Below are 13,864 nucleotides of genomic sequence, written 5' to 3' on the forward strand. Positions count from 1 at the left end.
CACCCTAGATTTTTCGAGTTAACTTATTTCGCGGCGGAACGGTGGCAATGCATTGAGAATTGCCTTGCCGTAGCGCTGTGTGACAACCCGGCGATCAAGCAAGGTGATGGTGCCCCGATCCGCTTCTGTACGAAGCAACCGCCCGCACGCCTGAACCAGCCTGAGCGAGGCATCAGGCACGGCAATTTCCATAAACGGATTACCGCCGCGGGCCTCAATCCACTCAGCCAATGCAGCTTCTACAGGATCGTCCGGCACTGCAAAAGGAATTTTTGCAATCACCACATGCTCGCAATAGGCACCGGGCAAATCGACACCCTCGGCGAAGCTCGCCAGCCCAAACAATACGCTTTCTTCGCCACTATCAACACGAGCCTTGTGCTTGTTCAGGGTTTCCTGTTTGGACAAATTACCCTGGATAAAAACACGTTTACGCCAGTCACGCTCAAGGCCATCGAATACTGCCTGCATTTGTTTGCGTGACGAGAACAACACCAGCGTGCCTTTCGAACCTTCAACCAGCCCGGGTAGATCTCGAATAATTGCCGCGGTGTGCGCCGTGGCATCACGCGGATCGGCCTTTAAGTCCGGAACCTTGAGTACACCGGCGTCGGCATGGTGAAACGGGCTGGGCACCACGGCCGTAACCGCGACCTTGGGCAGGCCCGCACGCATGCGATAACGGTCAAAAGTGCCCAGCGCAGTCAGTGTCGCTGATGTCACCAACGCACCATACGCCACATTCCACAGGTTACGCCGCAGCATCTCCGCCGCCAGAATTGGGCTTGCATTCACTTCAATATCAAACATGGCGCCACTTTCAGCCAAGGTCAGCCAGCGCGCCATTGGCGGGTTGTCTTCCGGGTCTTCTGCGGTAAACGCCAACCACAATTCCCAATTACCTTGCGCTCGGGCAAGAAGACTGCCGAACAAGGGATACCATTCTTCCGCCTGATGGCTGGCGATACCAATGGTTGCCTCACCGTCCATAGCTTCTTTGAGGTGTTCGGTGACGCCCGTGAACAAATCGGTCAGTTTCGAAAAGCCTTTTTTCAGCTCAATACCCAGTTCGGTCAGGTGCTCAGGCACCACCCCGCCGACAAAACGATGCCGCGGACGCTCACGGCCTTCCATGTCTTCGCCCGGTTTGAAATCAGCCACCTGTTCACAGGCATTGAACATGAATTGCTGTTGAGTTTTTATTTCGCGAGCAAGCTCAGGCACTTGCTCGATTAAACGCCCCAGATCGCCGGGCAGCGGATTCTGCGCGAGTAATTTGGTTAGATTCTTGGCAATCTGTTCCAACCAGTCAGCGGTTGAACGCAAGCGGGTAAAGTGCGCGAAGTGCCCAATCGCCTTATCCGGCAAGTGGTGACCTTCGTCAAACACATAGAGGGTTTCACGCGGATCAGGCAGTACAGCACCGCCGCCAAGTGCCAAGTCGGCCAGGACCATGTCGTGGTTAGTGACAATGACATCGACTTTGCCCATGCCCTCACGCGCTTTATAAAAAGCACACTGCTGAAAGTTGGGGCAATGACGGCTGGTGCACTGACTGTGATCAGTGGTTAGACGCGCCCAGTCAGCATCTTCAAGCTCTTGCGGCCAACTGTCGCGGTCACCGTCCCACTTATTGCCAGCCAGCTTTTCAATCATCGAGGTAAACAGTTTCTGGCTCTGTTCATCGACATCAATCTTGAAGCCTTCTTCCTCAAACAGTTGCGCCGTGGCGGTCTGCGCGTGACCTTCTTGCAGCAGCAGATCCAGCTTGGACAAACACAGATAGCGGCCACGGCCCTTGGCCAGCGCAAAGCTGAAGTTCAAGCCACTGTTACGCATCAGGTCCGGCAGGTCTTTGTAGACAATCTGTTCTTGCAGCGCGACTGTGGCCGTGGCGATGACTAAACGCTTACCCGCAGCCTTGGCCGTTGGGATCGCCGCCAAGCAATAGGCCACGGTTTTACCGGTACCAGTACCCGCTTCAACCGCAACGACTGCAGCATCACTGGTACGTTTACCTTCGCCATCGGTTTTGATCACGCCAAGGACTTTGGCGATCTCGGCGATCATCAAGCGCTGACCATAACGCGGCTTGAGGCTCTTGGCTTCGAGGAAACGCGTATAGGCGCCCTGGATCTGGGTCTTAAGTTCGTTACTGAGCATGGGAATAATGGCGCAAAAGGCTGGATAAATTTTCAGTGTTTGCAAACGGCCGCTATCATAACGCGCTAATCAATCCTGCGCAGAAACGTCTGTATACCAATCAGCCGATTCTCGACCTAAAGCTATAACAACCGGAGCCTCAGATGACTCTTTACGCCCTGACCTATGCTTTACACCTGCTGGCTGCCTTGATTTGGGTTGGCGGCATGTTCTTCGCCTGGATGATCTTGCGCCCGGCCGCAGTCAAAACCCTCGAAGCACCTATTCGCCTGCAACTCTGGGCCGAGGTCTTTCAGCGTTTCTTCCGCTGGGTCTGGCTGGCAGTGTTGATACTACCGATTAGCGGCATGGGCATGCTACACATGCGCTTTTCCGGCTTTGAGGCAGCGCCCAAATATGTGCATGTGATGATGGGGCTCTATATCGTCATGCTTGCGCTGTTCTTACGCATTCAAGCACTGCAATTACCAGAGCTACGCCGCGCGATTGCCGAGCAACAGTGGCCAGTTGGCGGTACTGTACTCGGTAAGATTCGGCGCTTAGTAGGGATTAACTTGATCATTGGCCTGATCGTCGTGGCGCTCGCAGCCCTACGCCCATCCTTTTAAGCAGCAATTGCCCCACACTTATCAAGACCTGATCAGCGCTGAAGGAAGCAGGCATAGAGCCCGCCAGGTCGAGCCAAAAAAAACCGGAGAAATCTCCGGTTTTTTATCAATCGGCCCACAGCCCTATGGATGACTCAAGATGGGCTGACCGCTCAAAATGTGATGATATCTGCCGAGCCTGGAGCACCCATTGCGCCAGCCTGGCCTGCTTGCCCTGGGCGTCCATTGCGGGCGCCACTGGTGTCGTAGATCCAACAATCTTTACTGGCGCCGCCAGTACCACCAGCACCTGCAGCGCCCGCCAAACCACCTTCGCCCCCGTCAACAAGAACGGTCAGACGCTCGGTTGGGAATGCTTGCGGCACCTCTACACGTAATAGCCCGCCTGACGCACCTGCGTGACCATCACCGCCATCGTAACCGTTGAGACCTTTGCTCGACTGGCCCCATAAGCAACCGCCCTCTTTGCCATTGGCACCCATCAAGCCAGCATAACCGGGCGTGCCTTTGCCACCACGCACATCAATCAACAGCGACTCAGTTGTGACATTTTCAAGACGAATTGCCAATGTGCGCCCGGCAACAGCAGGTCGCTCATAGGTTCCCGGAGCGCCCCGCGCGGTAATTTGCGCACCAGCGGCGATCTGCCCAGCCGCCATCTCGAGACGAAATGAACGTTCGCTCGGCGCAATTGCAATTCGCGCTTCAGGACCGAGATCAACGTAGGCCACGCGAATCTCACTAAGCCCCGCAGGCACCAACAAGGTGCCGTGATCCGCCACTTCCAAACGCTCGAGTAACAACACGCTGGAGTTGCCAGGCAAGCGCATCATGCTATTGGGTTCAACTTTGATCAGCGCTTGCGCCAGCGCAAAAGGACTGAACAAGGCTGCTGTTAACGCAGCAGTCATAAGCACATTACGCATGGTTGGTCTCCGTCACTGGCTCAAATTGCATATGCAGTTGCAGATGACTGTCGCCTTCAGGCTCAGTTATGCGAACTGCTTGTGATTGCCCTTGCTCGACAGACACCGCGACCGGCGCAGCACGCAGATTGTGATCGTGCTTGAGCGTAAAAGCATGGAAAACACCTAGAACAAGTATCTTGGCCCGGCAAAGCCAAGGCGTTGATGACTGCTGCAGTGCCGACTGGAAGTACCACAACTCGACGATATGCGCCGCCGCGACCAAGGCTCCAGCGATATTCAGCAACATCGAAAAAGGTTGCGCAAAGGGAGCAACAAGATTGCCAACCACCACCCCCCAAAACAGCAGCGTGAGCACCGCACCCACACTTAAAATTACTTTCATCACCGCCCCCAGCAGTTTTTTATTTCGCCGCACATTAACGGCTTTCACGCTGCTATGAAATCCTCGGCGCAAATAAACCCTGGAACTCGACGATCCACTGATCTGCCTGAGTGGCCAAGAGACGTTTAGTGAAGAAGGTTGTCAAGAAGAACGCCTAGACGAATGTCCGCAGCGGCAAAGCGGCTTGAGAACTTGCGTTACCGGGTAATACCGGTAACTCAAGCCTGTGACGTATCAATCCAAAGCTTCAAGCCTGCCCCCGGCAAGCCGGGAAGGCCTACCGGGGGAAACTTGAATACAGCGGATTAAGGCTGAGCTTCTACTGCAGCTTCTACGCGACGGTTAATCGCACGACCTTCTGCGGTAGCGTTGTCAGCAACTGGACGGCTTTCACCGTAACCTACGGAGTTGACACGACCACTTTCTACTCCGTACTGATCAACCAGTACGTTACGTACCGAGTTAGCACGACGCTCAGACAGCGATTGGTTGTAGGCATCTGTACCCACGGAGTCAGTATGACCTTCAACCACTGTGGTGGTTTGCGGGAACTGCTTCATGAAATCGGCCAGGTTTTGGATATCGCCATAGCTGCCTTCTTTGACGTTGTCCTTGTCGAAGTCGAACTTGACGTCCAACTCAACGCGAACAGCCTCAGCAACTGGCTCAATTTCCTCAACGACAACAACTTCCTCAACCACTGGCTCAGGCGATGCACCATGAACCCAGCAGTATGCTGCTGCCAAACCAGCACCAATTGCTGCACCACCGCCAGCCCAGGCAGAACTTTCAATTGCGCCCAAACCAGCACCGCCGATGCCACCAACTACCGCACAAGTAGGCCAGTCACTTTTCTGAATGCCAGCACAGCCAGTCAGGAAGGTGGTTGCCAAAACCAAGGGTACCGCTTTGCTAGTGATGCTCATATATACGTCTCCGGTTAATAATCGGCTCCAAACCGATACTTATGGATTAAAGACGGCACTTCTAAATTCCGCCAGAGTTGATTTACATCGATGTGAAGAACAAACAGTTATAGGCCATCATAGGCATGCAGGTTAGTCTTTATCCACCTGTATGAGGAATACCGATGAGTGAGTGCATTTCTTCACGTACCCCACTGCAAGCTGTAGCGGCCATACTAGAGCGCTACGCGCCTAAACGACTACTGCTGGTTGGTGCCAGTGAATTACCAGCTTTAGCCGCCTTCAAACAGGCGCATCCAGACTGCCAGATTGCCCATGCTGAGGCGGGATTACTGCCTGACGCTTTAGCCGCGCAACGCTATGACCTAGCCTTGATTGTAGATTGTCTTGAGCACTTGCCGAAAAGTGCTGGCCTGCAATTACTCGGCGGGATTCGTAACCTGAACACCAACCGAATTGTTGTATTGGTCGATCTAGCCGCCAGCCAATGGCAAGAAACCGATATGTATTCACTCGCCCTGCAAGCCAGTGAGCACTTTGTACGGGGTGAACAGACGCTCAGCCTGTTCACCTACGACTTGCTTGAATACAAACAAGTCCCTGACTGGCTCAACGCAAAATTTTGGGCCAACCCTGAGAATTTCGGCAAATACTGGTGGTAACCGACGCCATGACTATTCAATCAATGAGCCCAAGCTGCCCATGTGGTAGCTCAAACCTACTGTCCGAATGCTGCGCTCGCTATCACTCGGGCACACCCGCACCGAGCGCCGAAACGCTGATGCGCTCACGCTACAGTGCCTATGCGTTAGGGCTCATTGATTACTTGCTGGAAACAACCCTTCCAGCCCAGCAACACCTGCTGAACCGCGAAGCTATTAGTGCCTGGAGCCTGCAAAGTACCTGGCTCGGCTTAGAGGTCGAAAACGCCGAAGTACTCGGCGGTAAACCTGAGCATGCCTTTGTGACCTTTACCGCGCGCTGGCATGACGCAAGCGGCGAACACAGCCACCGCGAGCGCTCAGCGTTCGTGCAGAGCAACGGCCATTGGTACTTTATTGACCCCACTGTTCTGATGAAGATTGGCCGCAACGATCCGTGCCCCTGCAACAGCGGGCAAAAATTCAAGAAGTGTTGCGCCGTCTTTTTCTAACCGACGACAGCAAAGTCTTACCGACCATTAAATACCAGCTGCCAGACTTCACCGAGCTTGGCTACACAGCACCGTGCGGCCGATCAATCCTGCAATTTAATATGTGACACATCTGGTGCAGGCCCAGTCGGGGCGGCCTTGGCTTGCCCCATATCGCTGCCGGCAGGCGCCAAGGAGAATTGCGAAAAATCAACCTGCGGCGCTTGCGGATCAGGTTTCTTGTCTTGCAGATCGTCACCTAACGGGGCGATCTCAAAGTCGGGGGCTTCAACATCACTGAACGCCGCCATGTACTCATCACGCGGAAACACCTTACTGGATGAGTGTTTTTTTAACCGCGCGACAGCAGGTTCAGCTGGCGCAGCGGCAACAGGCTCAGCGGGCGGTGGAGCCAGTTCGATTTCTTCGATCTCCTCAGGCATAGCGACGATTTCAACCACTGCGCCTGCACGCTCAAGTGTCGCCCGATACTTTTCTGCACCCGCCTCATCAAGGTTATTCTTGATGACCAAGCGACGCCCTGAAAACATCATGGCAATACGTTTAGGATCAGCCTGAAACAAACGCCCGAGATTGGACTGAACCAACGCCATATCCGCTCCAGGCACTAACTGCCCTGAGAAAACGACTTCATAACGGCCCATGTAATTTCCCTAATCTGCATTCGCTAAAATCGCTCAGCAAGCGACAAACTATTTATACATTCATCTAGCAGAGCTTGCATCTAGACGAGCCTGCAGCGAAACCAACCGGCTGAACAACCCAGTAATTATTGGGCTCGACAGCACTCCGCCAAGAACACATCACATCAATACTCGTCGCCCCAGCCACTGACGCAGCGCTACCCGTTAGCAAGTCCATGGCTATATCCTAGTGGCTTAGACCGGGGATAAGTAGCTCGATACCGGGGGTACACGCCAAATTCACTGGCCGGAGGCTGAAGCTGTGCACTGGATCGCGCAATTCATCAGCACCCGCTTGTGTTAAATCGCCCACTCGGTGAACTTTGGCGCCATGCAATGCGCTGAGCGCCCCGTCCGACAATAGTTTTACTGACGTTACGTTAATTTATTCAAGGATAAAAAAATGCATGACGAAGGCAGCGTATTGCAGGTGATCGTGGTTTTCCTGCTAGCAGCCGTGCTCGTGGTGCCGCTGGCTAAACGCTTGCAACTGGGTGCAGTTCTTGGCTATTTGACCGCGGGTGTATTGATTGGCCCATCAATGACGGGCCTGATCGCCAACCCGGAAAGTGTGAGCCATATTTCAGAGCTCGGCGTCGTTCTGCTGCTGTTCATTATTGGTTTAGAACTCTCCCCTCGCCGGCTCTGGGTAATGCGCAAAGCCGTATTTGGTGCGGGCATGGCACAAGTCGTTCTCACCGGTGTGATTATCGGTGCCGTTGCCTGGCAGGTATTCGCCCAGCCACTGAAAACCTCGGTGGTACTCGGTTTAGGCCTGGCGTTGTCATCCACCGCATTTGGCCTACAGCTACTGGCCGAACGCAAAGAGCTGACCAGCCCACACGGACGCTTAGCCTTTGCCATTTTGCTGTTCCAGGACATCGCCGCAATCCCTTTAATCGCCATGATCCCGTTACTTAGCGGGGCCAATGCCGGTAGCGGCATCGATACCATGCAATTGTTAAAGGTGGTCGGCAGCATTGGCCTGGTGATTGTCGGCGGCCGTTATCTACTGCGCCCCATTTTTCGTATAGTGGCCAAGACAGGCCTGCAAGAAGTATCAACGGCAACCGCGTTGCTTGTGGTTATCGGCACCGCATGGCTGATGGAGCTCGCTGGCATTTCGATGGCGCTGGGCGCCTTTCTGGCTGGCTTGTTGCTCGCTGACTCGGAATACCGCCACGAACTCGAATCGCAGATTCAACCCTTCAAAGGCCTGCTGCTCGGCTTGTTCTTCATCAGCGTTGGCATGTCAGCAGACATCAGCTTACTGATAACCCAGCCGCTGACAGTCATGGGCCTGACCCTGATATTGATTCTTCTGAAAATGCCGGTATTGCTGATGGTCGGCAAATTCATTGGCGGACTCAACAAGCAAAGCCCACTGCGCCTGGCCATCGTATTGGCAGCGGGAGGCGAGTTTGCCTTTGTGGTATTCAAAATGGCTCGTCAACAGGGTCTCTTTGAACCCGCGCTGTATGACCTGCTCATTTTAACCATCACCCTGTCGATGGCGCTGACGCCGCTGATGATTCTGCTTGCCGTACGCATGTTTCGTGAAAAACCAACCGAGAAAGAAGTCCCGGACGAATACAAAAACATGGCTATCGACATCGATTCACCACGCGTAGTCATCGCGGGTGTCGGCCGTATGGGGCAAATAGTCGCGCGCATCCTTCGAGCCCAGAACATTCCCTTTATCGCACTGGATACGGCGGTTGAAACCATTGAGTTATCGCGAAGTCTGGGCGGGCAAATGCCCATTTTCTACGGTGACCCACTGCGCCCGGAAATTTTGCGCGCGGCACAAACTGAACACGCCGAATATTTCATTGCGGCAATGGATGATCCAGACACCAATTTCAGGGCGGTGGAACTGGTGCACCGGCTTTACCCCAAGGTCAAGGTGATTGCCCGAGCACGCAGCCGCAGCCACGTATATCGTCTGATTGATGCAGGTGCCAAACCGGTGCGTGAAACCTTCTATTCCAGCCTCGAAATGAGCCGCCTGACGCTACTCGGACTGGGTATTGAAGAAGAATTGGCAAACCGCCTGATTCGCCGTTTCCAAGAGCACGATGAACAAGTCCTTGAGGCCCAACACCGTGTACATGGCAACAGTGAAGCCGTAATCCAGACGGCGCGTGAAGCCAGAGCAGAACTGCAAACGCTATTTCAGGCCGACAGCGATGATGCAAAAACCAATAGCTGAGCCGGTCCTGCGTGCAGCGAAGTGACCGTATAGCTTAAACCTTACCGGGAGGCCGCAGCTTAATGCCGCAGTTAGTTAAGGCGTAACATATCTGACCTAATTTTGACTCAGAATGCCGCAGGCTTTTAACCTTATGTGGCTTGCACCCAAGCAGTTGCTTGTTACACTGGGCGTCTTACGGAGTACAAAATGGCTTATCAGGCAACTATTATAAGAACGCTCAGCCTTGCTTTAATTTTTGGTCTTATCAGCACTTTGAACGGTTGTTCTACATGGTTGACTGGCGACTTTAAAGACCCTGACGTACGTCTGGTCAAGGTTGAAGTGATCAAAGCAAAATTGCTTGAACAGCAATTCCGGCTACGTTTTCACATTAAAAACCCCAACGATGTCAGCCTGCCGGTGCGCGGAATTGACTACGTGGTGTTTCTCAATGACATGAAACTCGCTGAAGGCGAGTCCGATGTATGGTTTACCGTGCCCGCCAATGGTCAGCATTACTTTGAGATTCCGGTGCGCACCAACCTCTGGCGGCATGTCCGGCAGATCGTGAAAATGCTTGAGCATCCCGACGAAGCCATTCGTTATCGCCTCGAAGGAGAGGTTAAAACTGGACTGTTATTCGGTCGCAACGTGCACATGATGCGAAATGGCGAGATAATCCCTGGTGATTTCATCCCGGAGTAATTTCGCATGACCCAGCAACCTCACGTTCATGGCCCTGATTGCAGTCACGACCACGATCATGACCATCATCATGGCCACGTGCATGGCCCACACTGCAACCATCAAGAGCCGGTTCGCAACGAGCTGAAAGATGTCGGCCGTAACGATCCTTGCCCATGTGGCAGCCAGAAAAAATTCAAGAAGTGCCACGGCGCATGAGTAACTCATGAGCCTGCTTTCAGGCGTTCTGATCTGCGTCGCTGTGGCCCTGGTTATTGCCCTGGGCTTTTACGCCCTGTCTCTCTGGCGCAAAGTCTGGTCAAGACAGTCCCAGCAACGCAGTGCGGCCATCGAACAGCAACAGCGGCTGGGCGAGGATTTAAAAATTCTCGCCAGCAGTTTGCTGGATGGGCAATTGCCGCTGATTGAAGGCGTGATTCGCATCAAAGTGCTGCTCGATAACTTCGACATTCGTCTTAGTCAAAACGTGCGGTGCCAGGTATTTCATCAACTGTATGAAGCCACTGCGCACGTGCCGACTCATGCTGACTGGAAAGCCCTGGATAAAACCAGCCGTCGCCAGCATGAAAAGAACTTCAACGAACTGGAGTTGCAGCATAAGGCGCAAGCCCGCGAAGCCGCACGCTGGCTGCTAGAAGAAGCATTGTAGTTAGACGGCTCTGGCATGCATTGGCATAGCGAAATGCCAGAGCCACTCACCCGGCAAAACGTCATTTTGATCAATTATTTCACCGGCCTACAAATCAACTTGCTGACATGGCTAAACCCCGCGCCCACGTTGAGTGGCGCAAGGGGTTGGCATTTGCCATGTAGTTAGCGTAGAGTTATTTAACTGTGTTTGCATGGGTCGCAGTCAATCGTGGCCTGATGCAGTAGATCCTTACGATCCGCTACATCCCTCCCGAAAGCTAATTCTCCTTGCAACCAGTCTCAGTCCTTCTATTATGAGGAGGCTGTCATCAACTTTAAGTTTCAAGGAATAAAAAATGTCGAATCGTCAGAACGGTACCGTCAAGTGGTTTAACGACGAGAAAGGTTTTGGTTTTATCACTCCAGAAAGCGGTCCGGATCTGTTCGTACATTTCCGCGCTATCGAAGGTAACGGCTTCAAGAGCCTGAAAGAAGGCCAGAAAGTCAGCTTCGTAGCTGTACAAGGTCAAAAAGGCATGCAAGCTGACCAGGTTCAAGTCCAGGAATAATCTTGCCGCTTTGAAGAACCCCTGATGGCGACATCAGGGGTTTTTTTATGCGTTAGACGCAACATACTTGCGGGTTACCATGCAAAAACGTCAACTCAGCCCCCAGGGCGATTTCCCATCAGCAGGGCTGCCTCGCCGCTTTGCCGCAATGTTCTATGACTTTTTACTCTGCATAGCACTGCTGATTGTGGTGGGATTCATCTACAAACTGGTCCTGATGGGCTTTTACGGCGCTGATCAGCTCAAGCAGCTTTCAGAGTCCCGTGCCCTTGATGTCGACCCAGTGCTCTCAAGCATCTACTTTATGAGCCTGTTCGGTTTCTTCAGTAAGTTCTGGACCTACAACGGCCAGACCTTAGGCATGCAGGTTTGGGGGATTCGCGCGCAGAACGCCGACGGTTCAGCGATCAGCCTGTGGCAATCACTGCTGCGCTTCATGGTCTCCATAGCATCGTGGCTATGTTTAGGCCTCGGCTTCTTCTGGGTGCTTATCGATAAAAAGCAACGGACCTGGCACGAGATTTACTCAGAGAGCCAAACCGTTCAACTACCGAAAAACATCCACAAGAAGTGATCCGGCAACAAAAAGCCAGCGCCCTGTTCAGGAGCGCTGGCTTTTTTTCGTGCGCTGGTTAGCCTGCCCGGCGTAGCAACCAGCCACCTGCAACCGCGCAGATTCCTGCTGGCACCAGCACTGCCAGTAATGGCGAGAAGCCAAATACCAGACTTGAAGGCCCCAGCAAGTCTTGGGCGATCTGAAACACAAACCCCACCAACACACCGGTAAATACCCGTTGACCGAGGGTTACCGAACGCAGCGGCCCAAAGATAAACGAGATTGCCATCAACACCAGCGCAGCGGTGACTATCGGCTGTAAAACCTTGGTCCAAAATGCCAGCCAATATTGGCTGTTATTCAAACCTTGCTCAGACAAATAGTCGGCATATCGCCATAGCCCAGAAATAGACAGCGCCCCCGGTTCAAGCACCACAGTGCTCAGCAGTTGCGGATTAAGCTCTACATCCCAACGCTCACTCGGTGCTTTAACTACTTCGGTGCTGCGCTCTTTGAAATGGGTCGTGGTCACGTCATCAAGCAGCCAATGATCACCCTGATACTGAGCCTTGCGCGAGAAGCTCGAAGACAGTAGATGGCGCTCTTTGTCGAACTGATAGCGCGTCACACCAAACAACACGCCATTGGGCTGCACAGCGTTGATGTGCACGTACTCTTCGCCCTGACGATGCCAAAGGCCACGCTTGGAGCTCTGTGCATCGCCAGCACCCTGCGCCATGGCACGGTCGGCCTGGGCCATGTTTTCGCTCCACGGCGCCAGGTACTCACCGATGAGAATACCTGCAAACATCAGCACCAACATCGGCTTCATCACCGCCCAGACGATACGCCGGATAGAGACACCGGCCGCACGCATAATGGTCAATTCACTGTTACTGGCCAAGCTACCGAGACCAATCAAGCAACCAATCAGCGCCGCCATTGGCAGCATTTCATAGGTACGTCGTGGCGCAGTCAGAAACACATACCAAGCGGCATTGGTCAGACCGTACTTTTCATCGACATCACCCAGCTCATCGATGAATGCGAACAACAATGCCAGCGCAACGATAATCCCCAGCACACTGAGAATGGCGAGAAATACCTGCTTGCCAATGTATCGATCCAGTTTAACCACGGGCCATCTCCTTCACGCCACGACGAGCAGCCCACTTCAGGCGTATCGGTTCCCAATAAAGCAGTAACAGGCCTATCGCGATAAACACTGCGTGCACCCACCACAAACCAAGACCATAAGGAATTCGCTCCTTGTCCAGCGCACCACGCGCGGCAATCAGGATCGACAGATAGCCCATGTACAGCAAAATAGCCGGGAGCAACTTGAGGAAGCGGCCCTGACGCGGGTTTACCCGCGATAGCGGCACAGCCATCAAGGTCACCACAAATACCAGGATCGGCAGCGAAATACGCCATTGCAGCTCCGACTTGTAGCGCGGATTGTCGCTGCCGATCAGCTCACTGGTCGGCACAGCCTCACGCTCACTCACATCAACACTGACTTCAGGCTTGGGCAGCAATACGCCGTACTCGTCATACTTAATCGCCCGGTAATCGGCCTGTCCCGGATTACCATCATAGCGGTAGCCGTTTTCCAGAATCAGGTAGCGACTGCCGTCCTCCTGGATTTCCTGACGACCACTTTCGGCGACCAACACGGTGATGCCACGCTCTTTATCACCGTCGGTAGACACCCGCTTTTCAGAAATGAAGATACCACCAAGCTCGCTGCGGTCGCTCGACAACTCCTCGGTATAGGTCACCCGCGAGCCTTCGCCCATCGACTGGAAGCGCCCAGGCACCAAGGTATCAAACTCGGTCAGTGCATCTTGCTGATTAAGAATCTGCGCAACATGAGAAACGCCTTGTGGCGCCAAACCCAGGCTCAACCATGCAACCAGCAACGCGACCAGTGTCGCTGGAGCCAGCGAAAACATCATCAGCCGCTGCTGGCTCATGCCGGTGGCCGAAAGCACCGTCATCTCGCTGTCGAGGTACAAGCGCCCATATGCCAGCAGGAAACCCAAAAACAAACCCAGCGGTAGAATCAGCTGGAGAAAGCCGGGCAAGCGATAGCCCATAATTAAAAACAAAACACTTGGATCCAGCACGCCTTGAGCGGCTTGGGCCAAATATTTGATAAAACGCCCGCTCATGATGATCACCAAGAGCACAGCACTTACAGCGCTCATTGTAGTCAACACTTCACGGGATAAATAACGGAAGACGATCAAACCAGACACTCCAGGGTTGTCAGGCTCAGGTAGCTAAGCTCAAACTAGCCACACTGTTTGCCAATTCGCCCAATGGGCGAACCACTAAATTAATTGCCGCCATTATCCAGCAAT

At 53.5% G+C, this 13,864-nt stretch carries 15 protein-coding genes and 1 pseudogene; 9 read left to right on the plus strand and 7 right to left on the minus strand.

Annotated features, from left to right (window positions below; translation table 11 throughout):
* Positions 1-18: 18 nt before the first annotated feature.
* Positions 19-2,163 (minus strand): ATP-dependent DNA helicase DinG, encoded by a 2,145-nt coding sequence (dinG, locus tag B9K09_RS16215; RefSeq protein WP_087517794.1) that lies wholly within the window; start codon positions 2,161-2,163, stop codon positions 19-21.
* A 143-nt stretch (positions 2,164-2,306) separates the two neighbouring features.
* On the opposite strand from dinG, the gene B9K09_RS16220 reads away from it, so the two are divergent.
* The gene (locus tag B9K09_RS16220) at positions 2,307-2,771 is read left to right on the plus strand and encodes a CopD family protein (protein ID WP_087517795.1); all 465 of its coding nucleotides are present in this window, start codon (positions 2,307-2,309) and stop codon (positions 2,769-2,771) included.
* A 152-nt stretch (positions 2,772-2,923) separates the two neighbouring features.
* Here B9K09_RS16220 and B9K09_RS16225 read toward each other — a convergent pair whose 3' ends face one another.
* The 3 genes and pseudogenes from B9K09_RS16225 to B9K09_RS22845 all read right to left on the minus strand — a co-directional run.
* Entirely contained in the window at positions 2,924-3,697 is a 774-nt protein-coding gene (locus B9K09_RS16225; RefSeq protein WP_087517796.1) for a hypothetical protein, read from the minus strand.
* Positions 3,690-4,082: a DUF1145 domain-containing protein gene (locus B9K09_RS16230; RefSeq protein WP_157699364.1), complete on the minus strand. Its 393-nt coding sequence runs from the start codon at positions 4,080-4,082 to the stop codon at positions 3,690-3,692. The genes B9K09_RS16225 and B9K09_RS16230 overlap by 8 nt, the downstream gene beginning before the upstream one ends.
* Before the next feature lie 305 nt (positions 4,083-4,387).
* Positions 4,388-4,744 (minus strand): annotated as a pseudogene (locus tag B9K09_RS22845) (OmpA family protein); the annotation flags it as partial.
* A 428-nt stretch (positions 4,745-5,172) separates the two neighbouring features.
* Between B9K09_RS22845 and B9K09_RS16240 the strand changes: the two are divergent.
* Positions 5,173-5,670, plus strand: coding sequence for a DUF6231 family protein (locus B9K09_RS16240; protein WP_087517799.1), 498 nt, complete (start codon positions 5,173-5,175; stop codon positions 5,668-5,670).
* A gap of 23 nt (positions 5,671-5,693) precedes the next feature.
* Positions 5,694-6,161, plus strand: coding sequence for a YchJ family protein (locus tag B9K09_RS16245; protein ID WP_087517800.1), 468 nt, complete (start codon positions 5,694-5,696; stop codon positions 6,159-6,161).
* Between the two features lie 83 nt (positions 6,162-6,244).
* Here B9K09_RS16245 and B9K09_RS16250 read toward each other — a convergent pair whose 3' ends face one another.
* Positions 6,245-6,805 carry a hypothetical protein gene (locus B9K09_RS16250; protein WP_087517801.1) on the minus strand — a complete coding sequence of 187 codons (561 nt, stop codon included), beginning with the start codon at positions 6,803-6,805 and terminating at the stop codon, positions 6,245-6,247.
* A gap of 442 nt (positions 6,806-7,247) precedes the next feature.
* Between B9K09_RS16250 and B9K09_RS16255 the strand changes: the two genes are divergently transcribed.
* The 6 genes from B9K09_RS16255 to B9K09_RS16280 all read left to right on the plus strand — a co-directional run bounded on the left by B9K09_RS16255 (position 7,248) and on the right by B9K09_RS16280 (position 11,516).
* Positions 7,248-9,056, plus strand: coding sequence for a monovalent cation:proton antiporter-2 (CPA2) family protein (locus B9K09_RS16255; RefSeq protein WP_087517802.1), 1,809 nt, complete (start codon positions 7,248-7,250; stop codon positions 9,054-9,056).
* Between the two features lie 189 nt (positions 9,057-9,245).
* Positions 9,246-9,743: an LEA type 2 family protein gene (locus B9K09_RS16260; protein ID WP_177408674.1), complete on the plus strand. Its 498-nt coding sequence runs from the start codon at positions 9,246-9,248 to the stop codon at positions 9,741-9,743.
* Between the two features lie 6 nt (positions 9,744-9,749).
* A complete protein-coding gene (locus B9K09_RS16265) occupies positions 9,750-9,941 on the plus strand; it encodes an SEC-C metal-binding domain-containing protein (RefSeq protein WP_087517803.1) in 192 nt (63 codons plus the stop codon).
* A 7-nt stretch (positions 9,942-9,948) separates the two neighbouring features.
* Positions 9,949-10,392, plus strand: coding sequence for a DUF2489 domain-containing protein (locus B9K09_RS16270; RefSeq protein ID WP_087517804.1), 444 nt, complete (start codon positions 9,949-9,951; stop codon positions 10,390-10,392).
* A gap of 337 nt (positions 10,393-10,729) precedes the next feature.
* A complete protein-coding gene (locus B9K09_RS16275) occupies positions 10,730-10,942 on the plus strand; it encodes a cold-shock protein (RefSeq protein ID WP_010486675.1) in 213 nt (70 codons plus the stop codon).
* Between the two features lie 79 nt (positions 10,943-11,021).
* On the plus strand, positions 11,022-11,516 hold the full coding sequence (locus B9K09_RS16280) for an RDD family protein (protein WP_087517805.1): 495 nt from the start codon (positions 11,022-11,024) through the stop codon (positions 11,514-11,516).
* Positions 11,517-11,574: 58 nt separating this feature from the next.
* Here the strand turns inward: B9K09_RS16280 and lptG are convergent, their stop codons facing one another.
* Positions 11,575-12,636: an LPS export ABC transporter permease LptG gene (lptG, locus tag B9K09_RS16285; protein ID WP_087517806.1), complete on the minus strand. Its 1,062-nt coding sequence runs from the start codon at positions 12,634-12,636 to the stop codon at positions 11,575-11,577.
* Positions 12,629-13,750 carry an LPS export ABC transporter permease LptF gene (gene lptF / locus B9K09_RS16290; protein WP_087517807.1) on the minus strand — a complete coding sequence of 374 codons (1,122 nt, stop codon included), beginning with the start codon at positions 13,748-13,750 and terminating at the stop codon, positions 12,629-12,631. Before lptF ends, lptG begins: the two co-directional genes overlap by 8 nt.
* Positions 13,751-13,864: the final 114 nt, after the last annotated feature.

Origin of the sequence: Pseudomonas sp. M30-35 (assembly GCF_002163625.1) — a bacterium.
In the GTDB taxonomy this organism is placed as follows: domain Bacteria; phylum Pseudomonadota; class Gammaproteobacteria; order Pseudomonadales; family Pseudomonadaceae; genus Aquipseudomonas.

Excerpts from the sequence above, each read along its gene's own strand:
- dinG (WP_087517794.1), bottom strand. The coding sequence starts at position 2,163 with ATGCTCAGTAACGAACTTAAGACCCAGATCCAGGGCGCCTATACGCGT.
- B9K09_RS16220 (WP_087517795.1), top strand. The coding sequence starts at position 2,307 with ATGACTCTTTACGCCCTGACCTATGCTTTACACCTGCTGGCTGCCTTG.
- B9K09_RS16225 (WP_087517796.1), bottom strand. The coding sequence starts at position 3,697 with ATGCGTAATGTGCTTATGACTGCTGCGTTAACAGCAGCCTTGTTCAGT.
- B9K09_RS16230 (WP_157699364.1), bottom strand. The coding sequence starts at position 4,082 with ATGAAAGTAATTTTAAGTGTGGGTGCGGTGCTCACGCTGCTGTTTTGG.
- B9K09_RS16240 (WP_087517799.1), top strand. The coding sequence starts at position 5,173 with ATGAGTGAGTGCATTTCTTCACGTACCCCACTGCAAGCTGTAGCGGCC.
- B9K09_RS16245 (WP_087517800.1), top strand. The coding sequence starts at position 5,694 with ATGAGCCCAAGCTGCCCATGTGGTAGCTCAAACCTACTGTCCGAATGC.
- B9K09_RS16250 (WP_087517801.1), bottom strand. The coding sequence starts at position 6,805 with ATGGGCCGTTATGAAGTCGTTTTCTCAGGGCAGTTAGTGCCTGGAGCG.
- B9K09_RS16255 (WP_087517802.1), top strand. The coding sequence starts at position 7,248 with ATGCATGACGAAGGCAGCGTATTGCAGGTGATCGTGGTTTTCCTGCTA.
- B9K09_RS16260 (WP_177408674.1), top strand. The coding sequence starts at position 9,246 with ATGGCTTATCAGGCAACTATTATAAGAACGCTCAGCCTTGCTTTAATT.
- B9K09_RS16265 (WP_087517803.1), top strand. The coding sequence starts at position 9,750 with ATGACCCAGCAACCTCACGTTCATGGCCCTGATTGCAGTCACGACCAC.
- B9K09_RS16270 (WP_087517804.1), top strand. The coding sequence starts at position 9,949 with ATGAGCCTGCTTTCAGGCGTTCTGATCTGCGTCGCTGTGGCCCTGGTT.
- B9K09_RS16275 (WP_010486675.1), top strand. The coding sequence starts at position 10,730 with ATGTCGAATCGTCAGAACGGTACCGTCAAGTGGTTTAACGACGAGAAA.
- B9K09_RS16280 (WP_087517805.1), top strand. The coding sequence starts at position 11,022 with ATGCAAAAACGTCAACTCAGCCCCCAGGGCGATTTCCCATCAGCAGGG.